This is a genomic window from Mesorhizobium sp. M0077 (assembly GCF_040322955.1).
GTDB lineage: Bacteria > Pseudomonadota > Alphaproteobacteria > Rhizobiales > Rhizobiaceae > Mesorhizobium.
This window is the reverse complement of record NZ_JAMYUL010000017.1, coordinates 90,274-116,110: the sequence shown is the minus strand read 5'-3', so window position 1 is coordinate 116,110 and position 25,837 is coordinate 90,274. Positions and strand designations below refer to the sequence as shown.

At 63.8% G+C, this 25,837-nt stretch carries 23 protein-coding genes; 10 read left to right on the top strand and 13 right to left on the bottom strand.

Annotation, left to right across the window (positions count from 1 at the left end; all coding sequences use genetic code 11):
* Positions 1–42: 42 nt before the first annotated feature.
* Both NKJ57_RS26515 and NKJ57_RS26510 read right to left on the bottom strand, forming a co-directional pair.
* Positions 43–1,539, bottom strand: a complete 1,497-nt coding sequence (locus NKJ57_RS26515) for an FAD-linked oxidase C-terminal domain-containing protein (RefSeq protein ID WP_352513113.1) — start codon at positions 1,537–1,539, stop codon at positions 43–45.
* Positions 1,540–1,804: 265 nt separating this feature from the next.
* A complete protein-coding gene (locus NKJ57_RS26510; protein ID WP_352513115.1) occupies positions 1,805–3,127 on the bottom strand; it encodes a DUF3422 family protein in 1,323 nt (440 codons plus the stop codon).
* Between the two features lie 205 nt (positions 3,128–3,332).
* Here NKJ57_RS26510 and NKJ57_RS26505 point away from each other — a divergent pair, with 205 nt between their 5' ends.
* From NKJ57_RS26505 to NKJ57_RS26495, 3 genes are read left to right on the top strand one after another with little or no spacing between them, the layout of a single operon-like run.
* Complete coding sequence (locus NKJ57_RS26505) at positions 3,333–4,130, top strand: FCD domain-containing protein (RefSeq protein ID WP_023695102.1); 798 nt, start codon at positions 3,333–3,335, stop codon at positions 4,128–4,130.
* 12 nt (positions 4,131–4,142) lie between these two features.
* On the top strand, positions 4,143–5,279 hold the full coding sequence (locus tag NKJ57_RS26500) for an alpha-hydroxy acid oxidase (RefSeq protein WP_023815110.1): 1,137 nt from the start codon (positions 4,143–4,145) through the stop codon (positions 5,277–5,279).
* 55 nt (positions 5,280–5,334) lie between these two features.
* The gene (locus tag NKJ57_RS26495; protein ID WP_352513117.1) at positions 5,335–6,102 is read left to right on the top strand and encodes a metallophosphoesterase family protein; all 768 of its coding nucleotides are present in this window, start codon (positions 5,335–5,337) and stop codon (positions 6,100–6,102) included.
* Here NKJ57_RS26495 and NKJ57_RS26490 read toward each other — a convergent pair.
* Positions 6,099–6,239, bottom strand: a complete 141-nt coding sequence (locus tag NKJ57_RS26490) for a hypothetical protein (protein ID WP_006206855.1) — start codon at positions 6,237–6,239, stop codon at positions 6,099–6,101. The two genes, NKJ57_RS26495 and NKJ57_RS26490, sit on opposite strands and share 4 nt — an antisense overlap.
* A 371-nt stretch (positions 6,240–6,610) precedes the next feature.
* Positions 6,611–7,309 carry a type 1 glutamine amidotransferase gene (locus NKJ57_RS26485; RefSeq protein ID WP_352513119.1) on the bottom strand — a complete coding sequence of 233 codons (699 nt, stop codon included), beginning with the start codon at positions 7,307–7,309 and terminating at the stop codon, positions 6,611–6,613.
* A gap of 86 nt (positions 7,310–7,395) precedes the next feature.
* Here NKJ57_RS26485 and NKJ57_RS26480 point away from each other — a divergent pair, with 86 nt between their 5' ends.
* The 4 genes from NKJ57_RS26480 (at position 7,396) to NKJ57_RS26465 (ending at position 11,440) form a co-directional block, all read left to right on the top strand.
* Complete coding sequence (locus NKJ57_RS26480) at positions 7,396–8,034, top strand: hypothetical protein (protein ID WP_352513121.1); 639 nt, start codon at positions 7,396–7,398, stop codon at positions 8,032–8,034.
* A gap of 31 nt (positions 8,035–8,065) precedes the next feature.
* Positions 8,066–8,800, top strand: a complete 735-nt coding sequence (locus NKJ57_RS26475) for a 16S rRNA (uracil(1498)-N(3))-methyltransferase (RefSeq protein ID WP_023818657.1) — start codon at positions 8,066–8,068, stop codon at positions 8,798–8,800.
* Between the two features lie 114 nt (positions 8,801–8,914).
* A complete protein-coding gene (locus NKJ57_RS26470) occupies positions 8,915–10,288 on the top strand; it encodes a glutamate--cysteine ligase (protein WP_352513123.1) in 1,374 nt (457 codons plus the stop codon).
* Positions 10,289–10,378: 90 nt separating this feature from the next.
* A complete protein-coding gene (locus NKJ57_RS26465) occupies positions 10,379–11,440 on the top strand; it encodes a DUF937 domain-containing protein (RefSeq protein WP_352513125.1) in 1,062 nt (353 codons plus the stop codon).
* 233 nt (positions 11,441–11,673) lie between these two features.
* Here the strand turns inward: NKJ57_RS26465 and NKJ57_RS26460 are convergent, their stop codons facing one another.
* Positions 11,674–11,964, bottom strand: a complete 291-nt coding sequence (locus tag NKJ57_RS26460) for a DUF1127 domain-containing protein (protein ID WP_023670560.1) — start codon at positions 11,962–11,964, stop codon at positions 11,674–11,676.
* A 178-nt stretch (positions 11,965–12,142) separates the two neighbouring features.
* On the opposite strand from NKJ57_RS26460, the gene NKJ57_RS26455 reads away from it, so the two are divergent.
* Entirely contained in the window at positions 12,143–13,099 is a 957-nt protein-coding gene (locus tag NKJ57_RS26455) for a LysR substrate-binding domain-containing protein (RefSeq protein ID WP_023670561.1), read from the top strand.
* Between the two features lie 6 nt (positions 13,100–13,105).
* On the opposite strand, the gene NKJ57_RS26450 is transcribed toward NKJ57_RS26455, so the two are convergent.
* On the bottom strand, positions 13,106–15,304 hold the full coding sequence (locus NKJ57_RS26450; RefSeq protein WP_352513127.1) for a bifunctional diguanylate cyclase/phosphodiesterase: 2,199 nt from the start codon (positions 15,302–15,304) through the stop codon (positions 13,106–13,108).
* A gap of 91 nt (positions 15,305–15,395) precedes the next feature.
* Between NKJ57_RS26450 and xseA the strand changes: the two genes are divergently transcribed.
* Positions 15,396–17,057, top strand: coding sequence for an exodeoxyribonuclease VII large subunit (gene xseA / locus NKJ57_RS26445; protein ID WP_352513129.1), 1,662 nt, complete (start codon positions 15,396–15,398; stop codon positions 17,055–17,057).
* 8 nt (positions 17,058–17,065) lie between these two features.
* Positions 17,066–18,184 carry a DmpA family aminopeptidase gene (locus NKJ57_RS26440; RefSeq protein WP_352513131.1) on the top strand — a complete coding sequence of 373 codons (1,119 nt, stop codon included), beginning with the start codon at positions 17,066–17,068 and terminating at the stop codon, positions 18,182–18,184.
* A 33-nt stretch (positions 18,185–18,217) separates the two neighbouring features.
* Here NKJ57_RS26440 and NKJ57_RS26435 read toward each other — a convergent pair whose 3' ends face one another.
* The 7 genes from NKJ57_RS26435 to NKJ57_RS26405 form a co-directional block, all read right to left on the bottom strand.
* Entirely contained in the window at positions 18,218–18,460 is a 243-nt protein-coding gene (locus NKJ57_RS26435) for a DUF768 domain-containing protein (protein ID WP_023670565.1), read from the bottom strand.
* Positions 18,461–19,090: 630 nt separating this feature from the next.
* Entirely contained in the window at positions 19,091–19,984 is an 894-nt protein-coding gene (locus NKJ57_RS26430; protein ID WP_352513133.1) for a sugar phosphate isomerase/epimerase family protein, read from the bottom strand.
* A gap of 65 nt (positions 19,985–20,049) precedes the next feature.
* Complete coding sequence (locus NKJ57_RS26425; protein WP_023670567.1) at positions 20,050–20,988, bottom strand: ABC transporter substrate-binding protein; 939 nt, start codon at positions 20,986–20,988, stop codon at positions 20,050–20,052.
* Positions 20,989–21,064: 76 nt separating this feature from the next.
* Complete coding sequence (locus NKJ57_RS26420) at positions 21,065–22,057, bottom strand: ABC transporter permease subunit (RefSeq protein ID WP_023704479.1); 993 nt, start codon at positions 22,055–22,057, stop codon at positions 21,065–21,067.
* Positions 22,054–23,550 carry a sugar ABC transporter ATP-binding protein gene (locus NKJ57_RS26415; protein ID WP_050587408.1) on the bottom strand — a complete coding sequence of 499 codons (1,497 nt, stop codon included), beginning with the start codon at positions 23,548–23,550 and terminating at the stop codon, positions 22,054–22,056. Before NKJ57_RS26415 ends, NKJ57_RS26420 begins: the two co-directional genes overlap by 4 nt.
* Before the next feature lie 44 nt (positions 23,551–23,594).
* Positions 23,595–24,974: an FGGY-family carbohydrate kinase gene (locus NKJ57_RS26410; protein WP_023701286.1), complete on the bottom strand. Its 1,380-nt coding sequence runs from the start codon at positions 24,972–24,974 to the stop codon at positions 23,595–23,597.
* Positions 24,971–25,753 carry a DeoR/GlpR family DNA-binding transcription regulator gene (locus tag NKJ57_RS26405; protein ID WP_352513136.1) on the bottom strand — a complete coding sequence of 261 codons (783 nt, stop codon included), beginning with the start codon at positions 25,751–25,753 and terminating at the stop codon, positions 24,971–24,973. Before NKJ57_RS26405 ends, NKJ57_RS26410 begins: the two co-directional genes overlap by 4 nt.
* Between the last annotated feature and the right edge of the window lie 84 nt (positions 25,754–25,837).

Genomic DNA, 25,837 nt, shown 5'->3' with positions numbered 1-25,837 from the left:
GGGGGGCGCGAAGGATCGCCGACGTGAGACATTCCGCCCCCATCAAAACCTCGGAATGTCCGGAAACGCCACCTGGCCGCGATGCACGTGCATGCGCCCAAGCTCCGCGCAGCGGCGCAGTTGTGGAAACACCTTCCCGGGGTTGAGCAGATGGTTGGGGTCGAAGGCGCATTTGACGCGCATTTGCTGGTCGAGGTCGATCTGGTTGAACATCTCCGGCATCAAATCGCGCTTCTCGACGCCGACGCCGTGCTCGCCGGTCAAGACGCCGCCGACCTTGACGCAGAGCCGCAAGATGTCGGCGCCAAAACTTTCCGCCTTGTCGAGTTCGCCCGGCACGTTGGCGTCGTAGAGGATCAGCGGATGCAGATTGCCGTCGCCGGCGTGGAAGACATTGGCGACGCCAAGGCCGTATTTCTCCGACAGTTCGCGCATGCCGGCGAGCACACGCGGCAATTCCTTGCGCGGGATGGTGCCATCCATGCAGTAATAGTCGGGCGAGATGCGGCCGACCGCCGGGAAGGCCGCCTTGCGGCCGGCCCAGAAACTCAGCCGCTCCTGTTCGGATTGCGAGATGCGGCAGGTGGTGGAGCCGTTCCTATAGGCGATCGCTTCGACGAGACCGATCAGGTGATCGACCTCGACGCCCGGCCCGTCGAGTTCGACGATCAGCAGCGCCTCGACATCAAGGGGGTAGCCGGCATGGACGAAATCTTCCGCGGCATGGATCGCCGGCCGGTCCATCATCTCCATGCCGCCAGGGATAATGCCGGCGCCGATGATGTCGGCGACGCATTGGCCGCCCTGCTCGCTGGTCGGAAAGCCGATCAGCAGAGCGCGCGCCGTCTCCGGCTTCTTCAGGATGCGTACCGTGACCTCGGTGACGACGCCGAGCAGGCCTTCGGACCCCGTCATGACGCCGAGGAGATCATAGCCTTCCGAGTCCAGATGATTGCCGCCCAGGCGCACCACCTCGCCGTTCATCAGCACCATCTCGATGCCCAGAACATTGTTGGCGGTCAGGCCGTATTTCAGGCAGTGCACGCCGCCGGAATTTTCCGCGACATTGCCGCCGATCGAGCACGCGATCTGGGAGGATGGGTCAGGGGCGTAGTAAAAGCCCTCCTGCTCGACGGCAATGGTGATGCCAAGATTGGTAACGCCTGGCTGAGCGACGACGATGCGGTCGGGATAGTCGATGGCCAGAATGCGGTTGAAGCGGCTCATGACCAGCAGCACGGCATCCTCGAGCGGCAGCGCGCCGCCCGACAACGAGGTTCCGGAGCCGCGCGGCACGACACGGATGTTGCGGTCGTTGCAGTATTTCAAGATGCGCGACACCTGCGCCACCGTTTCCGGCAGCACCACGACCAGCGGCAATTGCCGGTAGGCGGTGAGGCCGTCGCTTTCGAAGGCGCGCATCTCATTGGTGGCGTCGACGACGCCCTCGCCCGGCACGATGATGCGCATGTCGGCGACGATCTCTGCGCGCCTTCGCATCGTGGCGTCGTCTGGCTTGGGCATGACAAGGCCGGACATCGGCGGCGTCCTCCGCTTAGCTGGTAAAAATCTTTTACCAGTTACATCCGGATGTTGCAAACACCGCGTCGGGCAAAGAGCGTACTGCCCGCCTTCCGCAGCGGCAATCTGCCGCTATGGATCTTAACCCTCCCCCTTGTGGGGAGGGTCGCGAACGCAGTGAGCGGGGTGGGGGTCCGCGCGACGAAAGCTCTTTACGAGCACCCTCACCCCGATCCGCTATGCGGATCGACCCTCCCCACAAGGGGGAGGGTAAAGTGCGCTCCTACTCCCCCGGATGTTTCGCCGGCTCGGAGTGCATCCGCCTGACTCGCCGCACGCCCCACCAGACCAGCACGATGGAGACCGGCACCGCCGCGGCAGTGACGATTTCGGGTGCAAAGGCATGGCCGAAGATCGATGCGCCCTTGGCGAGATAGGAGATCAGGCCGACGACATAGTAGGACACTGCTGCCACCGACAGGCCCTCGACCGTCTGCTGCAACCGCAGTTGCAGCCGGGCGCGGTTGTTCATCGACGCCAGCAGATCGCGGTTCTGCTTCTCGACCTCGACATCAACCCACGTGCGCAGCAGCGTCGTGGCGCGGGTTAGTTTGCGCGACAGGTTGGCCTGGCGCTCCTCGACCGAACGGCAGGTGCGCATGGCAGGCGCCACCCGCCGCTGCAGGAAGCCGCCCCAAGTGTCGTAGCCGGGCACGGCTTCTTCCTCCAGCGCTTCCAGCCGCTCGACAACGATACCGTCATAGGCGCGGCTGGCGCCGAAGCGATAGAGGCTGGAGGCGGCATCAGCCTCGAGTTCAGCGGCAAGCTCGGTCAGGTCGGCGAGCAGCGTCTGGCTGTCGCGGGTTTCAGCGACCTTCATTTCCAGCGTGGTCTGCGCCAGCCGGTCCTCGATGCGGCGGGCGCGGCCCGACAGCGTCAGCGCCAGCGGCAGGCCGAGCATGGCAAGCGTGCGATACGTCTCGACGTCGATCAGCCGCTGCGACAGCGCGCCGGTCCGCGCCGGCGTCAGGCCGCGATCAAGCACCAGGATGCGGGTCAGGCCGTCGCCGTCCTGGCGGAAATCGGTGACGATGGCCGCATTGCCGCGCTCGACCAGCGAATAGCAGAGGCTCGTCGGGTCGAAGGCCGCAATCAGCTTCTCGCTTGCCGGCGTCCATTTGCGAATCTCCAGCCTTATGCCTGAGATCACCGTTCCCGGCGGCGAGAACCCGTTGCCGAAAGGAGAATCCTCCTGCGCCCTGCTGCTTTCGGCCAGCGGTCCTTCCCACAGATAGGTCGAAAATTCCGTATGCCGCTCCCAGCGCAGCGTACCCTTGCCCCACTTCATGGCGTGGTGGCGGGCATGACGGTCGGGCGCCGCGATGCCGAGGCGCCGCGACAGTTCGGAGAGCACGGCCATGTCGACGCCGGAGCCGCCCTCGGTCATGAAGGCGAGTTGCACAAGCACGCGCGGCTTCTCGATCAGGGGATGCGGCCGGGCATGGACCTCGCCGATCGCGCCAGGCCGTCCCTCATGCGCGGGAAAGCCCATCACGCTGCCCTGGGCGCGCGGCTGGAATTCGAGGTTGGACGTCTCGTCCGACACGGTGGTCCCCCTGTTCTCGACCCTTCGTGTGATGGCGTCCTCTAAAGGCAATCCATGAGGCGCGTAAACACCAAAATCTAGCATCGTAGGTCCTGCCGGCGCGACGCGCAGACCGACCCGATTGGGCAAATTGGATAAATAATTTGACCAGTTGGCGACGCTGGCTTTATCTTGCGCGACGCCGGTTCAATTTCCCAGGCCCCCGTTGAGCGATATTTTCTCCAGGATCGAGCATTCGCGCACCGCCGACGAGGTGGTGCAGCAGATCGAAAGCCTGATCCTTGAAGGCGTGCTGCGCACCGGCGACCGGCTGCCGGGCGAGCGCGAGCTGGCGCGCCAGTTCGACGTGTCGCGGCCGATCCTGCGCGATGCGCTGAAGGCGCTGGAAGGGCGCGGGCTGCTGATCACCAAGGCCGGCGGCGGCACCCATGTCGCCGACGTCATCGGCCAGTTGTTCACCAAGCCGGTGACCGACCTCATCTCGATGCACCGCAAGGCGGTGACCGACTATCTGGAATACCGCCGCGAGATCGAAGGTGTTGCGGCCGAATATGCGGCGCGACGCGCGACAGCGGACGACATTGCGCTGCTCGACCGCATCATGGCGCGTATGGACGAGGCGCACCGCACCGGCGATTTCGACGACGAGGCGGAAATCGACGTCGAGTTCCACCATGCTGTGTGCGAATGCGCGCACAACATCATCCTCTTGCATACGCTGCGCTCCTGCTACCGGCTGCTGTCTGAAGGCGTGTTCCAGAACCGGCTTCTGGTGTTCAGCGTGCCCGGAGCGCGCGAGGCGCTGCTGGCCCAGCACGGCGCGATCTACAAAGCCGTGAAGGCCGGCGATCCCTCAGCTGCCCGCCAGGCGGCGATGGACCATATCTCCTATGTCGAGCGCTCGATGCTCGAGGCCGAACGCAGCGGCGACTGGCAGCGCGTGTCGCGGCTCAGGCTCAAGCAGCGCTCCGACGCCGACGACGGCTTCAAGACGACTGGCTAACGAGGAACCACCATGAGCGACATCCTCACCATTGCCGATCTCAAGGACCTGGCGCGCCGGCGGGTGCCGAAGATGTTCTACGACTATGCCGATTCCGGCGCCTGGACCGAAAGCACCTACCGCGCCAACGAGGAGGACTTCCAGAAGATAAAATTCCGTCAGCGCGTGCTGGTCGACATGAGCAACCGCTCGCTGGAATCGACCATGATCGGCGAGAAAGTGGCGATGCCGGTGGCGCTTGCCCCAACTGGAATGACCGGCATGCAGCATGCCGATGGCGAGATGCTGGCGGCGCAGGCGGCAGAGGAATTCGGCGTGCCGTTCACGCTGTCGACGATGAGCATCTGCTCGATCGAGGATGTCGCGTCGGTGACGAAGAAGCCGTTCTGGTTCCAGCTCTACGTGCTTCGCGACAAGGATTTCGTGCTCGACCTGATCGACAGGGCGAAGGCTGCAAAATGCTCGGCGCTGGTGTTGACGCTCGACCTGCAGATCCTGGGGCAGCGCCACAAGGATGTCCGCAACGGGCTGTCGGCGCCGCCCAAGATGACGCTGGCCAACATTGCCAACATCGCCATGCGACCGCGCTGGCTGATGGGCATTGCCGGCACCAAGCGCCGCACCTTCCGCAACATTGTCGGCCATGCCAAGGGCGTCGGCGACGTCGCTTCGCTGGCATCGTGGACGACGGAGCAGTTCGACCCGCACCTGTCGTGGAAGGACGTCGCCTGGATCAAGGAGCGCTGGGGCGGCAAGCTGATCCTGAAAGGCATTCTCGACAAAGAGGACGCGCTGATGGCGGTCGAGACCGGCGCCGACGCCATCATCGTTTCCAACCATGGCGGGCGCCAGCTCGACGGCGCATCGTCGTCAATCATGGCGCTGGAGGAGATCGCCGATGCCGTCGGCGACAGGATCGAAGTGCATATGGACGGCGGCATCCGCTCGGGCCAGGACGTGCTGAAGGCGCTTTGCCTCGGCGCCAAGGGCACCTATATCGGCCGCCCGTTCCTGTACGGGTTGGGCGCCATGGGCAAGCAAGGCGTGACCCTGGCGCTGGACATCATCCGCAAGGAGATGGACATCACGCTGGCACTGTGCGGCAAACGGCTGGTGACCGAGATGGGCAAGGACCAGTTGCGGCGATAGGGTCTTGTTCACCGATTAGACCCTAGCCTCGCTGGATCACGGAGACGAAGCCGCCTTGACCGAGACCGGCATCCACTACCTCGACGCGCGCGCGCCCGATGGCATGCGCCTCTATGCGATCGGCGACGTGCATGGCCGGCTCGATCTGCTCGCCGCCATGCATCGCCGCATCGAGAGCGAACTCGAATACAAGCCGACCAGCGATTGGCGCGTCATCCACCTCGGCGACTATGTCGACCGCGGACCAGAGTCCAAGGGCGTCATAGACTTCCTGATCGAGGCACAGAAACGCGATCCACGGCATCTGATGCTCGCCGGCAACCACGATATCGGCTTCCTCGATTTTCTCGACGAGCCTGACCCGGAAGGGCTGTTCATCCGCTATGGCGGCGTGCAGACGGCACAATCCTATGGCGTCGACCTAGCGGGACACGCAAGCTGGTTCGGCAAGGCCGAGGCGTTACGGCGGGGACACCAGGCACTGGTCAATGCTGTACCGCAAGCCCATGTCGACTTCCTGCGGTCGCTGCAATTGTCACTGATATCAGGTGATTTCTTCTTCTGCCATGCCGGCATCAGGCCTGACGTGCCGCTGGAGAGCCAGAGCCCACAGGATCTGGTCTGGATCCGCGACGTCTTCCACAACCATCCAGGGCTTTACCCGAAGGTGATCGTGCACGGCCACACGCCGGTGCCGGAGGCCGAAGTTATGCCCAACCGCGTCAATGTCGACACGCTCGCCTGGCAGTCAGGAATGCTCAGCGCGCTCGCCGTAGACGGCGCGGACAAGCGTATCCTGACGGTACAGGGAAAAGCGTTTTAACGGAGGGCGGCGGTGACGCCGTAGCCGTCGACGGCTTGGTGGTTGTTGGCTGCATCGGCGGAATATATGCCGAGACCGCACAAAACGATGGCAGACAGCATGACAAAGGACAGAAGCGCTGCTTTCACGGACGTCATCTCTAGTTGAGCTTCCTGCATCTGGGCACGAGGCGGTTACCAATGCGTTGAAACAACGAATTCGTCTCAAAGTTTCGACGATTTCGCGCTTGTAGGTCGATTCTGTATCGGCGGTGTGTCGCGCGGAGCACACAGAAGGTTCATCGCGGTTGCATTGCCGATGCAGAGCGCGCGCCTTGTAGGATAGCGTTCGGCCACAAACCAAGGACGAAAGAAGTTGTCCCCGGCAGATTCCCCGCCGCGTGCCAATTATGCAACGGATAGAGCGGTTCGCCGCTACGGCGAACCGCTCTATCCTTTTATCTGACGCAATTTCGGACGGAAAACCGCTTCACACTTTTCCTGGAATTGCTGACTGCGCGCGGCCAGTCTCAGATCGTCGCCACCCAGGCGCGGGCAATGGCCAAGCCCGCGGCGTCGGCCTCGGGGCCGTTGCGTGCCATTTCGCTGTCGAGGCGATCCTGCCAGTCGGGATGGCGATCGGCAATCAGCGGCGCGAAGGATGTGCTCCAGTCCCTCACCATCGGCCGGTCGGCCTCGAAATGGAACTGGAAGCCGTAGACAGCGCGGCCGATACGGAACGCCTGGTTCTCGGCAATTTCGCTGCCGGCAAGCCGCACCGCATTTGACGGCAGCGCGAAAGTGTCGTCGTGCCATTCGAAGATGGGGAAATCCTGGGGAAGTGCGCCAAGCACCGGATCGGTTTTGGCGTCCGGCGTCAGCGATACCTTGTGCCAGCCGAATTCCGAGGCGCCGCCGATCTGGTTCTCACCGCCGAAAGTGCGGGCAACCAACTGGCTGCCCAGGCAGATACCGAGAACCGAGCGATCCTTGGCGGCGAAATCGCGGGTCAGTTCGAGCAGCGCCGGGAAATACGGGTAGTCATCGTCGGCCAGCGCATTCTGACCGCCGCCAAGCATCACCATGGCATCGTGTCCGGTCGCGTCGTCCGGCAGCGCATCGCCCTTGTAGGGCCGGCGCAGGTCGAGATCGGCGCCGGCTTCGGCGAGCGCGGCACCAACCTGGCCAAGGCCGGTGTTGTCGTAGTTCTGGACCACCAGCACCCGCATCGCAAAACCCTGCTGACATGAAATGACGCGACGAGCGATATCATGTCGCCCGTATTGCAGCCAAGATGCGTATTCGGGAGAGAGCTATGCCACTGCAGAACCGGGTCGATCCGTTCGGCGCCATCCATGCCATATCCGAGCGCGGCCTGTTCACCGGCAATCGCGGCATCATCCACGATCCTGAGACCAAGACGCTGCTGAAAAAGCGTTGGGCCTTGCCGGCCTGGATCATCTGCGTCTGCCAATTCCGCAATGCGCGGCGCGAGCCGATGGGCAGGAACAGGCCGGGCGGCAGGGCCGGCTGGACCGAGTTGTTCTTCCTCGACGAGGTGACGGCGCTGGCCGCCGGGCACCGTCCCTGTTTCTATTGCCGGCGTGAGCGAGCCACGGATTTTGTCGGCAAAGTCTTCGGTGTAAACGAACCGCGCGCGCCAATGGTGGACAAGCGGCTGCACAAGGAGCGGCTGGCTTCCGGCGGCAAGCCACCTGATGTCACCATGGGAGAGCTTGCCGAATTGCCGGACGGAGCGATGATCGCGGATGGCGGCTCGGCCTATGCGCTGCGCGGCGGCAACGCGCTGCCCTGGTCGTTCGCAGGCTATGGCGATGCGGCGGCCTTCGACAGCCTTGCCGGCCGGTCGCTGCGCCTGCTCACACCGGCCACGACCGTTTCGGTGCTGCGGCACGGTTTTGAACCGGTGTGGCATCGTTCCGCCGAGACTTGACGCCAGGCACCGCCTCGCCCATTCCTCGGCGATGCGCGCCAATTACAAGATGCAGCGGCTGTTCGTGCCGGACGACCTCGCGGCAGGCATCGAATTCGATGCCGGCCAGCAGCAGAGCCATTATCTCACGCATGTGCTGCGGCTCGGCGAAGGCGCCGAGATCCTGGTCTTCAACGGCCGCGACGGCGAGTGGTCGGCGGCGATTGCCACCAGGTCGAAAAGGGCGGTGCGGCTGAAGGTGCTGGCCTCGCAGCGGCCGCAACCGCCGCTGCCCGATCTCGTCTATTGTTTCGCGCCGCTGAAGCAGGGCCGGCTCGACTATCTCGTGCAGAAGGCGGTGGAGATGGGCGCCGGCATCCTGCAGCCGGTGATCACCCAGCACACGCAAGTGGCAAAACCCTCCATCGACCGGCTGCGCGCGAATGTCGTCGAGGCGGCCGAGCAATGCGGCATACTGGCGGTGCCGGAAGTGCGCGAGGCCGAGAAATTCGAGCGCCTGCTCTCCGGCTGGGACAAGGAACGCCGGCTTATCTTCTGCGACGAGGATGCCTCGACCAACAACCCGCTGCCGGCATTGCAGGCGGTGCCGGAGAGGAAGCTGGCGCTGCTGGTCGGGCCGGAAGGCGGCTTTTCCGACGACGAACGCAAGATGCTGCGGGCGCTCCCCTTCGTCACTGCCATCCCGCTCGGACCGCGCATCCTGCGCGCTGACACAGCAGCTGTAGCGGCGCTTGCGGTGATGCAGGCGACGGTCGGAGACTGGTAAGAGGCGTAAAGATCAATTCCTGTTGACCTGTGGCTCAGGATTTTTCGCTTGATCGGCTGCTGACATTTCGTCCATTTAGCGCCGGCGGGCTCCGAGAGCCGCAGAGGGGGCCCCATGGCGCGCGACACAACCGATTTCCGGCCAATCGAAGGCATCGACGAACTGGTCGAGCATCTGGCCGAAGGCAACAAGCCGCGCGACAAGTGGCGCATCGGGACCGAGCACGAGAAGTTCCCCTTCTATGTCGACGGCAACGCGCCGGTGCCCTATGGCGGCGAGCGCGGCATCCGCGCCATCCTCGAAGGCATGCAGCAAAAGCTCGGCTGGGACCCGATCATCGATGACGGCCGCATCATCGGCCTGGTCGAGCCGACCGGCCAGGGCGCGATCTCGCTCGAGCCGGGCGGCCAGTTCGAGCTGTCGGGCGCGCCGCTGGAAACGATCCACCAGACCTGTCGCGAGGGCAATGCGCATCTGGCGCAGGTCCGCGAGATCGCCGAGCCGATGGGCATCCGCTTTCTCGGCCTCGGCGGCAGCCCGAAATGGTCGCTGGCCGAGACGCCGAAAATGCCGAAATCGCGCTACGAAATCATGACCCGCTACATGCCCAAGGTCGGCACCAAGGGTCTCGACATGATGTATCGCACCTGCACCATCCAGGTGAACCTCGACTTCGAAAGCGAAGCCGACATGCGCCGCAAGATGCAGGTGTCGCTGAAGCTGCAGCCACTGTCGACGGCGCTGTTTGCCAACTCGCCCTTCACCGACAGCCGGCCGAACGGGCTGCAGAGCTGGCGCGGCGACATCTGGCGCGACACCGACAACCAGCGCTCGGGCCTGCTCGAATTCTGCTTCTCGCCCGAGTTCGGCTTTGCCGACTATGTCGAATGGGCGCTCGACGTGCCGATGTATTTCGTCATCCGCGACGGCCACTATCACGACATGACGCACATCACCTTCCGCCAGTTCATGACCGGCGCTGCCCGCAATGAAGTACCAGACGGACTGCCGACCATGGGCGACTGGGCGAACCATCTGTCGACGCTGTTCCCCGACGTCAGGCTGAAGCGCTTCCTCGAAATGCGCGGCGCCGATGGCGGGCCGTGGCGCCGCATCTGCGCACTGCCGGCCTTCTGGGTCGGGCTGCTCTATGACGAGGCCGCGCTCGACGCCGCCGAGGCGCTGACTTCGAGCTGGACCTATGAAGAAACGCTGGCGATGCGCAATGCGGTGCCGGAACAAGGCATTTCCGCGCCGTTCCGCAACACGACGCTGCGTGAGATCGGCCGCGATGTAATGACGATTTCGCGCCTTGGGCTGAAAAATCGCGGCAGGAAGAACCGCGACGGCTATGACGAGACCTCGTTCCTCAACACGCTGGACGAAGTCGTGGCGCGCGGTACCACCAGTGCCGAGGAAATGCTGTCGGCCTACCACACGCGCTGGGGCGGCTCGATCGAGCCGGTGTTCATGGAATATGCGTATTAGCGTCGCGCCTTGAGCAGCGGCAAAAGCCGCTTCAATCGAACATCGAAACGAACTAGGTTCTCCCTCGAGGATTTCCCGGAGGAGAAACCGATGCCTACCTTGTTCGACATATTGGCGCAGGCGCAGAACGGCAACGGCATGCAGGCGCTTGCCCAGCAGTACGGGCTTTCCATGCAGCAGACGCAGGCGGCTGTCGCCGCTCTGCTGCCGGCCTTCTCGCAAGGGTTGCAACGCAACACCGCCGATCCCTATGGGCTAGGCGCTTTCATGACGGCGATGGCGAGCGGCCAGCACGCCAAATACTTCGAGGACGCGACCAGGGCTTTCTCACCGCAAGGCGTCAATGAGGGCAATGGCATTCTGGGTCATCTGTTCGGCTCGAAGGAGCTGTCGCGCGCGGTGGCCAGCCAGGCCGCGCAGGCGACCGGCGTCAGCCAGCAGATCCTGCAGCAGATGCTGCCGGCCATCGCTTCGATGGTGATGGGCGGATTGTTCAAGCAGACGACAAACCAGTTGACCGGGGGTCAGATGCAGGCCGCCGGTGGCTTCGGCGGCGGCAGCAATCCGCTCGGCGAGATCATCGAACAGATGATGCGGCAGGCGGGCGGCGGGGCACAGCCTGCGCCGCAGCCAGCACCCAATCCTTACGGTGAGAACCCGCTGGGCAAAGTGCTGCAGGACATGTTCCGCGGCGGCGCCCAACAGCCGCAAAGCCAGCCGCAACAGGCGCCCAACCCCTATGGCGACAATCCGCTGGGCAAGGTGCTGCAGGATATGTTCGGCGGTGGCGCGGCACAGCAACCGCAGGGCCGGCCGCAACAGCCAACACAGCCGCAACAGACGCAGAGCCCTTACGGCGAGAACCCGCTGGGCAAGATTTTTGAAAAGATGATGCGGCAAGGCGGTGGTGGCGGCTTCGGCCTGCCCGGTGGGCAGCCGGCGCCGCAGCAGCCGCAAGCACCCCAGCCGCGACAGGCACCGCAGGAGCGCCAGGCGCCGCAACCGCAGGCCAATCCGAGCGGCAGGCCACGCAATCCGTTCGACGATATTTTCGGCAAGATGTTCGAGACCGGCGCCCAGCAGCGCGACGACTATCAGAAGGGCGTGGAAACGATCTTCGACCAGTTCAAGCGGGACATGGACCGGCGGTAGTTGGCGGTAGTTGGGCGCTGACCTTCGCGGCTTCGGAGCAAGGAACGAAGCGACGCGGCGCAGACCGCACGATGACGACGGAGCTTTAAAAGAAAAGCCCGGTCCTGGAGGAGGACCGGGCCAGTGTGCAGGCTGGCCGGCGGGGACCCGGCAGGGAGTGGGGAGCCTGCTATACTCGTTGGTCGCAGCGAGCCTGAGAAAGGTTCACGGCAACCGAAACAATGCGCCCGATATCACGCTATTTGGCGGGCGAGATCTTCGATCGTATCGGCACGATCGCTCGCAATCGCACGCAGCTTCACGGTCGGATCGGCGCCGAACGGCACATCGATGGCGACATGGAGATCCGCGCGCGTCAGGCCGATATCGGCGAGTTCGGCGTCCGACATCTCGCCGAGGCGATAGAAGGCCCGGCGATTTTTCCAGGCCTGGTAGGCATTGAGAAGGGTGTTGGCCACGCGCGTCGCAACGGCCGGACGCGAGGTTATGCGCGAGGTCTCGGTGGCGAAATCAAACGTGGTCATGTCGGTCTCCTTCAGACTCGAACTGGACAAGACCAGGCGATCGGCACTGGGGACAGCGGCCGTTCCGGTCTCGATTCACATGCCTTCATGTGGACAATGTGAATTTGCCACGCACCGATTGATTAATCCAACGAATGTTTCTAATCTTTAGCATCAACGCTAGTGATGGATTGGACCGATGAAAGCGCCACTCGATCTCGACCAGTTGCAGACCTTCATCTCGATTGCCGATACCGGCAGCTTTACCCGCGCGGCCGAGGAAGTGCTGCGCACGCAATCGGCGGTGTCGATGCAGATGCGCCGGCTGGAAGAGCGGATCGGCAAGCCGCTGTTCGAAAAGGACGGCCGCACCAACAGGCTGACTGAGGAAGGCGACAAGCTGCTCTCCTACGCGCGCCGCCTGCTCTATCTCAACCGCGAAACGCTGGCCGCCTTCGATGACCAGCGGCTCGAAGGCACCATCCGCATCGGCACCCCCGACGACTATGCCGACCGGTTCCTGCCCGAAATCATGGCACGCTTCACGCGCTCCAACCCACGCGTCGAACTGACCGTCATCTGCGAGCCGACACCAGGCTTGGTCGAGCATATCAAGCGCGGCAATCTCGATCTTGCGCTGGTGACGCACAACGACACGCGCGGCCAGTCGGAAGTGGTGCGGCGCGAGCCGCTGCTATGGGTGACCTCGGCCAACCATGCCACGCACGAACAGGAAGTGCTGCCGATGGCCTTCGGCCGGCCGAACTGCATCTGGCGGCGCGCCGCCGTCGATGTGCTCGACCGGCAAAGCCGCGACTATCGAATCCTGTTCACCAGCTTCTCGGCCACCGTCATCACCGCCGCGGTGCTGTCGGGACTGGCGATCTCGGTGCTGCCGGAATGCGCGCTGCGGCCCGGCATGCGGGTGCTGGGCGAAGCCGACGGTTTTGGCGCCCTGCCCGACTGCCGCATCGGCATCATGCGCGGCCAGACCTCGCGTCCCGAAATCGTCGACGCTCTGGCCCGACACATCTCGGAAAGCCTCGACAATATTTCCGTGCCGCTCGGCGAAGAAACGGGAAGCTTCGATTTCGCCTCGCTCGCCTTCGCCAAGATGAAGCGGAGCAAGCCGAACCAGATCCTGCCTGGCTGGTAGGAACGATCAGGCCGACGCTGCCGCCTCCGTCGTTGCGTTGGCCGACGACAGGCCGGACAGCGCCACCAATTGCGCCGGCTCCAGCGGCGGCGACAAGAGGTAGCCCTGCAGCTGCTGGCAGCCCATGGCGACCAGCAGCGCCTTTTGCACCTCGGTCTCTACGCCCTCGGCGGTGACCTCGACCTTGAGCGCGCCGGCGAGATCGATCAGCGCCTTGACGATGGCGCCCGAATTGCCGTCGCCGTCGAGAAGCCGCACGAAGGAGCGGTCGATCTTGAGCTTGTCGATGGCATGGCGGCGCAGATAGCTCAGCGACGAATAGCCGGTGCCGAAATCGTCGAGCACAATGCCGACGCCCGACTGGCGCAAGGCTGCCAGAGCCGCTCTGGTGGTGTCGTTGTTTTCCAGGAGAACGTTTTCGGTGATTTCGAGCTGCAGGCGCTTCGGCGCCAGTCCGGTTTCGGCGAGGATCGAGGCAACCTCTTCGGCAAAGCCGGCGTCGCGCAATTGCAGCGGCGAGACATTGACGGCGAGCCACGGCAGTTTGGTCTTCACGGCGAAGCGGCAGGCTTCCAGCAGGGCCCATGCGCCGAGCTGCCCGATCATGCCGCGTTCCTCGGCGATGGCGATGAACTGCGCCGCCGGCAGTGCGCCATGGACCTCATGCGCCCAGCGGATCAGCGCCTCGGCGCCGACAATGGTCTTGCCGTCGCTGGCAAAGACCGGCTGGTAGGCGAGCTTGATACCGGTGCCGCCATTCAGCGCGCTGCGCAGCTCGCTCTCGACCTTGCGCTTGCGCAGCAAAAGGTCGTCCATGTCGCCGGCGAAGACCTGGTAGCGGCCACGGCCGTTCTTCTTGGCTTCGTAGAGCGCGATGTCGGCCTTGCGCAGCAGATCGTCTGCGTCGGCATCAGGGCCTGTCGACAAGGCTATGCCGATGCTGGCGCTGATAAAGACCTGATCGTCCATCAGCTTGAACGGCTCCTGCAGTTTCTGCAGCACCCTCTCGGAAATATCCTCTGCGTTCCTGACGTCGCGGACATCGATCAGGATCACCGCGAATTCGTCGCCACCCAGTCTTGCCACCGTGTCGACGTCGCGAACCGTATGCTGAAGCCTGGCCGCCGTCTGGCGCACGAGTTCGTCGCCTGCCGGGTGACCAAGCGTGTCGTTGACATGCTTGAAGCGATCTAGATCGAGATAAAGCAGCGCGACCTTGCTTTCATTGCCGGAGGTAAGCAAGGCACGCCGCAGCCTGTCCTCGAACAGTGCCCGGTTGGGCAGGCCGGTGAGCGTGTCGTGAAAGGCGAGATATTGCGCCTGGGCCTGGCTGGTCTGCAGCGCCGATGACGCACGGCGCAGACGCCGGAGCAGAAAGGCGAGCACGCTCGCCGCAACCAGCGCGGCCAGAGCCAGGGCCGGGCTGGCCTTGCCCACCAGCGTCAGGCCGGGCCGTTCCTGGTCCCAGGCAATATAGCCGAGGATGACACCCTGTTTGTCGATAAGCGGAATGGCAGCAGAGCCAAGCGGCTGAGCCATCGGCAGGAGATGCGCCCCCGCCAGCAGATATTTCTGCGCGATCTTGCCGATCACCGCGTCGTTGATGAACTCTATGGAGACATGCAGATATTCGCTGCCGGATGCCTGGGTGACGCGATCCGAACTCGGCACCAGAGGCATGACGCTGAGTATGGCAGGCTGACCGCCAAGCGAGACCAGATCGTCGGCAACGAATTTTGCGCCGGCCTGGCTTGCGTCCTTGCTCATCATCTGGCGCAACCTGGCGATGGTCGGCCGCAAAGCGGGTTCGTCCTCGCCAAAGACGGCAGGCGACACGACCTTGCCTTCGCGCATGGCGTGGACCGGCCGGTTGGCGTCGTCCAGCACATAGACCCGGTTGTGGCCGTAATACGAGGACATCCAGACGCTGAGATTCTCTGCCATCCAGGTCTGGTTGCCGGCCTTGGCGTTGATAACGGAATCATCCCAGACGGCGACGCTTTCCTGCTCGCGCTTTACCGCGGCGACCTGGTCCTGCAGGCCGTTGGCCAGGAAAACCTTCTGCCGCTCGAGCGAGACCCGGTCGGCCTGCATGGTGGCGTAAAGGCCGAAGCCGACAACGATGGCCAGTGCAAAAACGGCAAGCGTCAGCACCGTCAGGGTGACCTGGAACGTCAACGGGCTGCGTTGTCTGCGGGCGCTCATGCGTCCTCCTTGGCCCAGAGTCAATCAGGACAGGCTTAAGATCAAGTTATGGAATCTTGACGCGGAGCGACAACAGCCGCTCAATCGGCCGATGAGCGACGCAGAATCCGAATCACGAACCAATGCCACCGAATACACGGTGAGCGAGATTTCCGGCGCGCTGAAGCGCACGGTCGAGGATGTCTTCGGCCATGTGCGGGTGCGCGGCGAAATTTCCGGCTATCGTGGGCCGCACTCTTCCGGCCATGCCTATTTCACCCTGAAGGACGACCGCGCGCGGCTCGATGCCGTGGTCTGGAAAGGCACGATGAGCCGGCTGAAATTCCGCCCCGAAGAGGGGATGGAGGTGATCGCCACCGGCAAACTCACCACCTATCCCGGCAAATCCAACTACCAGATCGTCATCGACAATCTAGAACCCGCCGGCGCCGGGGCGCTGATGGCGCTTTTGGAAGAGCGCAAGCGGCGACTGCAGGCCGAAGGGCTGTTCGATGCCGGCCGCAAGCGGCGGCTGCCCTTCATGCCGCGCACCATCGGCGTCGTCACCTCGCCGACCGGATCGGTGATCCGTGACATCATCCATCGCATCAAGGACCGCTTTCCGCTGCATGTGCTGGTCTGGCCGGTGAGAGTGCAGGGCGAGACGGCGGGGGCGGAAGTGACGGCGGCCGTCAACGGCTTCAACGCGCTGGCCTGGGATGGAGCGATCGTGCCGCCCGACCTTCTGATCGTGGCGCGCGGCGGCGGCAGCCTCGAGGACCTCTGGGGGTTCAACGATGAAGGGCTGGCGCGCGCCGTCGCTGCCTCGCGCATCCCGGTGATTTCGGCCGTCGGCCACGAGACCGACTGGACCTTGATCGATCTCGTCGCCGACATGCGGGCACCGACGCCGACAGGTGCGGCGGAGATCGCGGTGCCGGTGAAAGCGGACCTCGAAGCGACACTAGCCAGTCTTGGCGCACGGCTCAAAGCAGCTACCTTGCGCAATTTCGAACGCAAGCGGCAGGCCTCGCGTGCGGCCGCCCGCGCGCTGCCCTCGCCCGACCAGTTGCTGGCGCTGCCGCGACGGCGGCTGGACGAGGCGGCCAGCCGGCTTAGCCGGGGGCTGATGGTCTCCACCGAAAGAAAGCAAGCTCGGTTCTTCGCCGTGAAGCTCACTCCGGCAACGCTGTCGCGGCGAATTGCCGAGGCGCGACGCACCAACGACCGCAACCTTTTGCGCGCTCAAGGGGCGCTGCGCGCATTGGCGAGAGCCCGGCGCGCGGAGTTGAATCGTGCGGCGGATCAGTTGCCAAAATGTGCGAAAGCATCCCTGCAACGGCACAGGCAGCAACTGGCTTTGCTGCAAGGCCGCATTACGATCGAGCCAACGGCACGGCGGCAAACCGTGCAGAGGGATCTGCTGACAGCTTTGACGAGACGCGGCACGCAAGCGGTACTGCTCAGGCTGGAGCGACTGCGCGGCCGCATCGTCCAATCCGAGAGGCTGATGGCAACGCTGTCGCACAAGGCTGTGCTGGCCCGCGGCTTCGCGCTGGTCAAGGATGCCGACGGCGCGGTGATCAAACTGGCAGTTGATGTGGCGCCGGGCGCTGGCCTGCAGCTGGAGTTCGCCGACGGCATCGTAAATGCAGTCGCGACCGGCGACGCCGAGCGGGTGCAGGCCGTTGCCAAACCAGCGGCCAGCAAACCCGCCGCAAAGCCGACGGCCAGCAAACCGAAAGAGCCGGGCAATCAGGGCTCGCTTTTTTAGAGGACCGCATGACCGGACATGACCCGCATCTTCAAACGCCGGCGGGCAAGCCGCGCGCGCGTGCTTTCGGCATTGCCTTCGAGGGCACGCCGGGCGGCTTCAACGCCATCACCGATGTGCCCGGCGTATCGGTCGGCTATGCGACGCTGATTTCCGGCGAGGGTCTGCTCGAGGTTGGCACGGGGCCGGTGCGCACCGGCGTCACCGCCATCCTGCCGCGGCCGTTGGCTGAGCTCGCCACGCCGGTGTTTGCCGGTGTCTTCAGCCAGAACGGCAATGGCGAGTTGACGGGGTCGCACATTATCGAGGAAGTCGGCGCCTTCAACCTGCCGGTCACGATCACCAACACGCATTCCTGCGGCGTTACCCGCGACGGCACGCTGCGCTGGATGCAACGCGTGCTGCCGGCGGCGCTCGACAGCGGCTGGGGCCTGCCGGTTGCGGCGGAGACCTATGATGGTTTCCTCAACGACATCAACGGTCATCACGTCGGCTTCGAAGATGTCGAAGCCGCGCTCGACGGTGCCGCCGGTGGAGCGATCGAGGAAGGCAGTGTCGGCGGCGGCACCGGCATGATTGCCTTTGGCTTCAAGGCCGGCTCGGGCACGGCATCGCGCATCGTCGAGTGGCAGGGCATCAGGCATACGGTCGGCGTATTCGTGCAGGCGAATTTCGGCAAGCGGCGCAATTTCACACTGCGCGGCGCCCGCGTCGGGCCTGATCTGGTAGAGCCGGCGATGCGCGAAGGCACGCCGCGTGCCGAAAAGGGCTCGATCGTCGCCATCGTCGCCACCGATGCGCCATTTCTGCCGCACCAGATGAAGCGGCTGGCAAAGCGCGTGCCGCTCGGCATCGCCATGACAGGCGGCTTCGGCTACCACAGTTCGGGCGACATTTTTCTGGCCTTCACCACCGCCAATCCGCAAGCAGCACTTGCACCGTCGGGACGAACCGCAAACGCGGCTTACATCCCGGACGTCGATATCGATCCGTTCTTCGATGCGGTGGCGCAAGGCGTAGAGGAGGCGATCCTCAATGCAATGGTCGCCAATGAGGATATGAGCGGACGCGACGGCAATTTCGTGCCGGCGCTGCCGAAGGCCTGGCTGAAAGATCGATTTGGATAGAGGGCAAGGCCTGGCGGCGCCAGGCCTGTTGCGTCACGGCTTGGCCGCGTTGCTCTGGTCGGCCTCGGCCGCCTCTTCGAGCCGCGATGCGATCAGTTCCTGGATGTCGCCGACTTCTTCCTGGATATCTTCGAGCGGAATGCCGACCTCAGCGGCCTTGGCGGCGCACTCCTTGGCGAGGGTCTCGGCCTGCTTCTCGATCTTTACCGGCGAGTGCTGGCAGTGGACCTTTTCACCGATCCATCCGCGCAAGAACTCGATCGCATGTTCACTCATACTGCTTTTCCCTGGCGGCTATGCCGGTTGGTAACCGTAAACGTCCGCACCCGGTAAAGGATGCATGCTGCCATTCGAACCGAGTCGGCTTCGCCCGGCAAGTTGATCTTGTCGGAGGTCCGAAGAGCCGAATGAAGGGAAGGTTCAAGGAGCACGTTCTGATTGTTTGATAGAGTGGTACGTTGGCCGGGATCGGCTTCGGCTTTATGCTATTGTTCTTACGATCTTTTCCTGCTGTCGACGGCCGATTTGTATCACAATAGGGATCACAACGCGTAACACATTTTCTGCTGCTTCGTGGTACACCGCCACAGCTACGCGGTCGAAGCCGCCGCTATATAGTGACATCATTATGCGATGTCGACTCTATCAGCTATCCTGCTTCTTTCCGCCGCGCTGTGTCAAACGTCATCCCCGTCCAGTATGGAGATTGGATGACCCCGGAGGGCGTATGAAAATGTTGATTTTTTTGAGTTTCGTGGGCCAAATCAGAAATCTTCCCGTATCTGCGTGTCACGCCGCTCGACTGCCTCCGCCGCACTCAGCGCCTCCGGCGTCGATTCCTTGCAAGTGAAGGGAGTGCCGGCCGGGTGAACGACTACATTGGCGCGCTTTGGCAGCGCGCTCCTGCTAAGGACGATGTCTCGATGCGACAAGCTCTGCCTTGCGCTGCGCCGTCTCCAGACCGATTGAGATGAAGGCGCGCGCATGCCGGGCCAGTTCCATATTGTCGGCCCACAGATTGCGCCAGATCGCGGTCTTCCGTGACAGGTTCTCGTCGACGATCTTCGACGAGAAGGATTCAAAGCTGAGGTCGTCCCTATAGCCGATTGCGGTCAGCGCATCGAAGATGGCGGCAAAGTTGATATTGCCGGTGCCGAGGAAACCGCGATGGCTCTCGCCGATATGGACATAACCGATCTTGTCAGCGGCATGGCGGATAGCCAGTCCGACATCGGCCTCCTCGATGTTCATGTGGAAGGTATCGAGGTGCAGGAAGATGTTGTCGGAGCCGGTGTCCGCGATGAAGGCCAGGCCTTGTGAAGCGGTGTTGAGCAGATTGCTTTCGAAGCGGTTGACGATCTCCAGATTGAGCGTGACGCCGGCGGCCTTGGCCGTCTCCGCAACCTTCGCAAGTGTACCCGCGCTGCGGTTCCACTGATCGCGCGTCGGCGCCTGCGTCTGCAAGCCGTGGCTGGTACTGAGGATGCCGCCAATCTTCTGGCCGCCGAGATCGCGGGTGAGCGCGATCGTCTCGTTGAGGATCTCGACGCCGCGCGCGGCAACCGCCTTGTCGGCACTCGAAATGTCGCCGTCGGCCGGCAGGCCGATGCTGATCGCGACGCCGAGCTTGAGGTCGGCGATGCGCCTGGCCAACCCGCCAACGTCGACATTGGCGGGGTCAAGATAGGAGAACTCGATCAGGTCGAAACCGGCCTCCTTGGTGTTGGCCAGCGTCCGTTCGAGGTCGCCTTGCGCCGAACTCGCCGACCAGACGAAGGAATGAATACCGATGCGCGACATGATCGTCTCCCGTTTCTGAATTGAGATGCGGCCGGGTTGCCCCGGCCGCATCGGCCTTGGGAGGCTTAGCGGGCTGCGGTCCAGCCCTTGTAGTCTTTCAGGTTCTCGGCCGTGATCAGCTTCGGGTCGAGCAGCACGGTCGGCTCCGCCGGCTTCTTGCCGGCAAGCAGCTCAGCCGCCATCGTCAGCGACTGGCCAGCCATCACGTAGGGATCCTGCGAAGCCGAGGCCTTGATCATCGAGGTGCCGGAAGCGAGTTCCTTCTCGATATCGGGAGCGCCATCCACTGCGGTGAAGATGAACTCCGAGCGATTGAGCTGCTTGGCCGCAAGCTGGGCGCCGATCGCCGTCGGATCGTTGATGGCAAACACCGCATCGATCTTGTCGAAGCGGGTCAGCAGCGACTGAAAGACCTTCAGGCCGCCGTCGCGCGAGCCTTCGGCATTCTGGTCGTCGGAGAGGATCTTGATGTCGGGGTGTTTTGCAAGGACGTCCTTGCAGCCCTTGACCCGCTCCAGGATCGACGACGACGCCGGGCCGTTGAGGATGACGTAGTCGCCCTTGCCGCCGGTGTGGTCGACCAGATACTGGCAGGCCTCTTCGCCGGCCTTGACGTTGTTGGTCATGACGGTGACGTCGGCGCCTGGCGCCGAAACGTCGAAGGCGGCAACGACGATGCCCGCTGCTTGCGCCTTCTTCACCGCCGGGCCGATCGCCTTGGCATCGACCGCATTGAGCATGATGACGTCGACGCCGGCGGCGATGAAGGAATCGACCTGAGAGACCTGCTTATTGAGGTCGTAGTCGGCCGACACTGACGTCACCTCGACCTTCGGGTTGATCTTCTTGGCCGCGTCCTCGATGCCCTTGATGGTGGCGACGAAGAAGGGGTTGCCGAGCAGGCCGACCGAGATGCCGACCTTGTTGAGGTCCTTGGCCGATGCGGGCGCGATGGCGGCAGCCGCGAGTGCGACGCCGCAGAGCAGTTTAGCGATGGTCTTCATTGCTTTCCTCCAATTGCCCCGCGCCTCTCACGGTGCGTTACACAAACCGGTCGTTTACGCCGGCGACCAAGGTCAATCACGTTCTCGCTCCTGCCTGGAGCCTGTAGCGGTCGAGGGCGACTGCCACGATGATGACCAATCCCTTGATGATGTACTGCCAGATGTCCGAGACACCGGCCAAGATAAGCCCGTTGGAGAGCACCGCTATGATCAGGCCACCGATCAGCGTACCCCAGATCGAGCCGACGCCGCCGACGAAGCTGGTGCCGCCGAGAATGACCGCGGCAATGGCGTCGAGTTCGTAAGACTGCCCAAGCTGCAGCCCGTTGGCCGCATAGAGCCGGGCCGCTGACATGGCGCCGCCAAGGCCGGCCAGCAGGCCGGAAACGCCATAGACAAAGAGCAGCACCAGCGGCACCTTGATGCCGGTCAGCCGCGCCGCTTCGGCATTGCCGCCAACGGCATAGATCCAGGTGCCGAGCACGGTGCGCTTGAGCACCAGCCAGGACAGCACCACGATCGACAAGGCGATGATGACCAGCCACGGAATGCCGAACAGCGAACCGTTGCCGATGAAGTCGAACGGCAGGTCCGAGTTGAACACCGTGGTGTCCTGGCCGAGCAGGCGGGCGACGCCGCGCACAGCGGTCAGCGACCCCAGCGTGACGATGAAGGGCGGCAGTCTGATATAGGCGATCAGCAGCCCGTTGATGACGCCGAAGCCGAGGCCGACGAGAATGGCCGCCGGCACGCCCAGCAGTCCCCAATCAGGCACCAGCGACACCATCACCGCCACCATCGCCGAGGCGGCAAGTATCGAGCCAACGGACAGGTCGATCCCGCCGGTCAGGATGACGAAGGTCATGCCCGCTGCCAGCACAATGTTGATCGACGATTGCTGCATGACGATCAGCAAATTGGTCTGGGTGAAGAAGCGCGCGTTCATCAACTGAAAGCCGACCGCCAGCAGGATCAGGATCGGCAGCATGCCAAGGGCGGCGAAGGCGGTGCGCAACCGCCGGCTCCTGCCGACAGCCTGGCCACTGATCTCGGTCGCCTTGTCGGTCATCCCTTGGCCGCTCCCGTTGCAAGTTCCATGATTGCTTCCTGGCGCAGCGGCTGGTCTTTGGACGCCGTCACCTCGCCGGCGATCGTGCCGTCGCGCATTACCAGCACGCGGTCGGCGACGCCGATCACCTCCGGCAGTTCGCTGGAGATCATCAGGATGGCGATGCCCTTTTTGGCGAGATTGTCGATCAGCCGGTAGATTTCCGACTTCGCTCCGACATCGACGCCGCGCGTCGGTTCATCCAGGATGACCACTTGCGGCTCGGTCTCGAGCAGGCGGGCAAGCAACACTTTCTGCTGGTTGCCGCCCGACAGCGAACCGGCATTGGCCTGTACCGACCTGGTGCGGATGGAGAGATCCGAAACGGCCGTGGCAGCACGTCTCTCGGCGGCTTTGAAATCGCGCAAGCCGCCGGGCCGCGCATCCCTAGCCAGCACGCCCATGCTGATGTTGTCGGATATCGACATGTCGAGAAACAGGCCGAGTTCCTTGCGGTCTTCGGTGAGATAGGCGATGCCGGCATTCAGTGCCTCGCTTGGCGAGCCGATGGTTACTGGCTTGCCGTCGAGTTCCAGCGTTCCGGCGATGCGTCTGTCGGCACCGAAGATCAGTCGCGCGAGTTCGGTGCGGCCCGAGCCGACAAGGCCAGCCAGAGCCAGCACCTCGCCCTTGTACAGTTCGAAGGAGCAGTTCTTCAGGAGATTGCCGTCTGCCATGCCGCGCACCGACAAGGCGACCGCGCGCTTGCTGTCCGGCGGGCGATGATCCTTCCTGTAAAAAGCCGACAGGTCGCGGCCAACCATCATCGAGACGAGGCGCGAGGCGTTCAGCTCGGCGCGCTCGAGTGTGCCGACATAGCCGCTGTCGCGCAGCACGCTGACACGGTCGGCCAACTGGTAGACCTCTTCCATGCGGTGGCTGATGTAGATGATGGCGATGCCTTGCGACTTCAGCGTCGCGATGACCTCGAAGAGACGGTCGGTCTCGCGCGAGGTCAGCGAGGTGGTTGGCTCGTCCATGACGATGATGCGCGCGCTGGTCGAAAGCGCGCGGGCGATTTCGACCAGCTGACGCTCGCCGAGCGACAGGCTGGAAACCTGAGCCCGTGCGGAGAAGGACACGCCGAGACGCTTGATGATCTCATTGCTGCGCCGGTAGCATTGGTCGCGGTCGACGATGCCGAAACGCCTCGGCTCATTGCCGAGGAAGATGTTCTGCGCGACCGTCAGGTTGGGCGCCAGCGACAGTTCCTGATAGATAACCGCAATGCCGTGAGCCCGCGCCTTGATCGGGTCGCCGGTGGCGACCGGCACGCCGTCGATCAGTATCTCGCCGCCGGCATCAGGCCGATAGGCGCCGGACAGCACCTTCATCAAAGTCGACTTGCCAGCACCGTTTTCACCCATCAGCGCATGGACTTCGCCGGCATGGACGGTCAGCGACACGTCCTGCAAGGCGCGGACTGGCCCGAACGTCTTCGAGATGTGCCGCATTTCCAGCACTGGCTGGCGCGTGACTTCGGCCTGAGCAGCGACAATCACCGTGCGCCTCCCGCTGCCGCGCGGGGGATGCCCTGCTCGCCGATGAGGCCACGCCATGTGTCGCGATATCGGGCAAGTCCGGTGAAGCTTGCGGCACGCACGGGCTCCGGCACTTCCGCGGCAAATTCGCGGCCGACGGTCTCGAAGGCCAGCGCCGCCGCCCCGGTGGCGCTGCCCTCCAGTGTGGCCCCTTGCAGGAAGGCCTGGCTGGGACGCAGTTGCGCCACTAGCCCGGCGAGCAGGCCGCCAGCGTTCAGTCCGCCATCGACGATCACGGTGTTGTCCGAATGGATCTGGTCGAGGCAGAGGTCGACCATCAGCGCGACGTAGAGCAGCGCCACGGCTGCGCGTTCCTCGGCGCTTGGCATGCGGCCGACCAATTTGCCGGCGCGGCCGGGCATTGGTCCGCCCGGCGCGAAGCTCGGCAGCGCCATGCTGCCGGCGTTGATCACCCGCTGCACTGCCGCCGGCGCGATCGCGCCTTGCCAGCCGTCGCTGATCGTGGCGAATTCGCGCCCGCCCATGAAGCGGATGGTCGGCACAGGGCCGCCGTCGATATCGACATTGACCAGCATGTCGCGCTGGCCATCGAGCGCGTCGAGCAGGCAATCCGGATTAAGCACGACGACCCAGGTGCCGGTCGAGACGACGGTGACCGGGCCAAGCTCCTGCCGGCGATAGGCATGGAGCGCGGCATTGCTGTCATGGACACCATTGTGGATGGCGATCCGCCGCTTCGTGTCGCCGAGGCGTTGCTCGCCGACAACCGAGCCCGCCCGCTCGAAAGCGGGCATCCGGTCGCGCCAGCCCTCAATATCGACCAGCGAACTGAAGTCGCGCTTGCGCGGCGCCCATAAATGCGAGTGGCAGCCGAGATAGGACACTTCCGAGACCGCCCGGCCGCCAAACCGCCAGCTCCAGTATTGTGGATAGCCGAGGATCGATTTCGCGGCCGTGAATGCACCGGGTTGCACCGCCTGTAGCCACAGCATGTGGCGACCGTAGTTGAAGCCGAGCGGCAATCGCGGCGAGAAGGTCTCGGTGAAATCCGGAACGAGGCGATCAATTTGCGCGGCAATATCAGCGGGCGGCTCTTGCTCATAATCGAGTATCGGATGCGTCAGCGCCGCCTCGTCGACCAGGGCAAAGGTGCAGCCATGGCCCGACACCATCACGCCCTGTACGCCATGGACGTCGGAGGCCTCGCTTACGGCGCGAACCGCCCAACTGTGAAGTGCTGCCTCATCAAGCACGCTGAAGCCATCTTTGCGCATCCAGTTCGGCCGGGTCCGGCGCTCGTCGACGATGCGCCCGTCCTGAGCGAAGACGAACAGCTTCGAATTGGTCTTGCCGAAATCGAGGACGGCCATCTTCACTGGATGGCTCCCGAAGCCGAAGCGATGCGCACCATGACGCCCGCGTCTTCCAGCATGCGCGCGTCGACGTCGGACAGGCCGTCATCGGTCACCAGCGTGCCGATGCGCGACAAGGGCAGCGCGATGTTACGGGCGTGGATCGACAGTTTGCGGCTGTCGGCCAGCACCACGATCTGGTCGGCACACAGGCTGAGATCGGCGATGGAGCGGACCAGCAGCGGGTGCGATTCCAGCACGCCCTCCTGGCCAAGGCCTTGCGCGCCGAGAAAGAACTTCGATGCGTAGAACGGCTCCGCCTGGGTCGGTGAATGGATGATGCCCGGCTCACGATGCAGATCGCCGCCGGCAACGGTCAGGCTGCAATGGCCGTGGTCGCTCAGATAGGCCGCGAGCGGCATCGAATTGGTATAGAGACGGATGCTGCGCTCAGCCAGCTTGACCCCAAGGTGGAAGCAGGTCGAACCGCCATGCACGATGACCGCATCGCCGTCGCGCACCATCGTGGCCGCGAGAGCGGCGATCTGCCGCTTGGCCTCGACCGCGAGGTCGCGGTTCTCGTCATAGGGCCTGGCATAGGCAACACCCGCCTGTGAAGCGCCGTCGAGCGCCGAGATGCCACCATAGACCTTCCGTGCTTCACCGGCCTCGTCGATCTTGTCGATGTCGCGCCGCACCGTCGCCGCCGACACGCCGAGCTGCCCCTGCAGTTCGCGCACCGACGCGAAGGGGCGATCCCGCAGCAACTCGACGATCTGACGCTGGCGGCCGGAGTCGCTCAATCGTTTTCCTCCCAGGAGCCGTTTTTGCCACGGCATTTGACGTAACTTACTCAACATCTTTCCGATTGCAAGAACCTTTGATGA

Bases quoted from the DNA above. Each gene is read 5' to 3' on its own strand.
- NKJ57_RS26515 (WP_352513113.1), bottom strand. From the start codon at position 1,539: ATGTCCGGCCTTGTCATGCCCAAGCCAGACGACGCCACGATGCGAAGG.
- NKJ57_RS26500 (WP_023815110.1), top strand. From the start codon at position 4,143: ATGAGCGACATCCTCACCATTGCCGATCTCAAGGACCTGGCGCGCCGG.
- NKJ57_RS26490 (WP_006206855.1), bottom strand. From the start codon at position 6,239: ATGACGTCCGTGAAAGCAGCGCTTCTGTCCTTTGTCATGCTGTCTGCC.
- NKJ57_RS26485 (WP_352513119.1), bottom strand. From the start codon at position 7,309: ATGCGGGTGCTGGTGGTCCAGAACTACGACAACACCGGCCTTGGCCAG.
- NKJ57_RS26480 (WP_352513121.1), top strand. From the start codon at position 7,396: ATGCCACTGCAGAACCGGGTCGATCCGTTCGGCGCCATCCATGCCATA.
- NKJ57_RS26475 (WP_023818657.1), top strand. From the start codon at position 8,066: ATGCGCGCCAATTACAAGATGCAGCGGCTGTTCGTGCCGGACGACCTC.
- NKJ57_RS26470 (WP_352513123.1), top strand. From the start codon at position 8,915: ATGGCGCGCGACACAACCGATTTCCGGCCAATCGAAGGCATCGACGAA.
- NKJ57_RS26465 (WP_352513125.1), top strand. From the start codon at position 10,379: ATGCCTACCTTGTTCGACATATTGGCGCAGGCGCAGAACGGCAACGGC.
- NKJ57_RS26460 (WP_023670560.1), bottom strand. From the start codon at position 11,964: ATGACCACGTTTGATTTCGCCACCGAGACCTCGCGCATAACCTCGCGT.
- NKJ57_RS26455 (WP_023670561.1), top strand. From the start codon at position 12,143: ATGAAAGCGCCACTCGATCTCGACCAGTTGCAGACCTTCATCTCGATT.
- NKJ57_RS26450 (WP_352513127.1), bottom strand. From the start codon at position 15,304: ATGAGCGCCCGCAGACAACGCAGCCCGTTGACGTTCCAGGTCACCCTG.
- xseA (WP_352513129.1), top strand. From the start codon at position 15,396: ATGAGCGACGCAGAATCCGAATCACGAACCAATGCCACCGAATACACG.
- NKJ57_RS26440 (WP_352513131.1), top strand. From the start codon at position 17,066: ATGACCGGACATGACCCGCATCTTCAAACGCCGGCGGGCAAGCCGCGC.
- NKJ57_RS26435 (WP_023670565.1), bottom strand. From the start codon at position 18,460: ATGAGTGAACATGCGATCGAGTTCTTGCGCGGATGGATCGGTGAAAAG.
- NKJ57_RS26430 (WP_352513133.1), bottom strand. From the start codon at position 19,984: ATGTCGCGCATCGGTATTCATTCCTTCGTCTGGTCGGCGAGTTCGGCG.
- NKJ57_RS26425 (WP_023670567.1), bottom strand. From the start codon at position 20,988: ATGAAGACCATCGCTAAACTGCTCTGCGGCGTCGCACTCGCGGCTGCC.
- NKJ57_RS26420 (WP_023704479.1), bottom strand. From the start codon at position 22,057: ATGACCGACAAGGCGACCGAGATCAGTGGCCAGGCTGTCGGCAGGAGC.
- NKJ57_RS26415 (WP_050587408.1), bottom strand. From the start codon at position 23,550: ATGCGGCACATCTCGAAGACGTTCGGGCCAGTCCGCGCCTTGCAGGAC.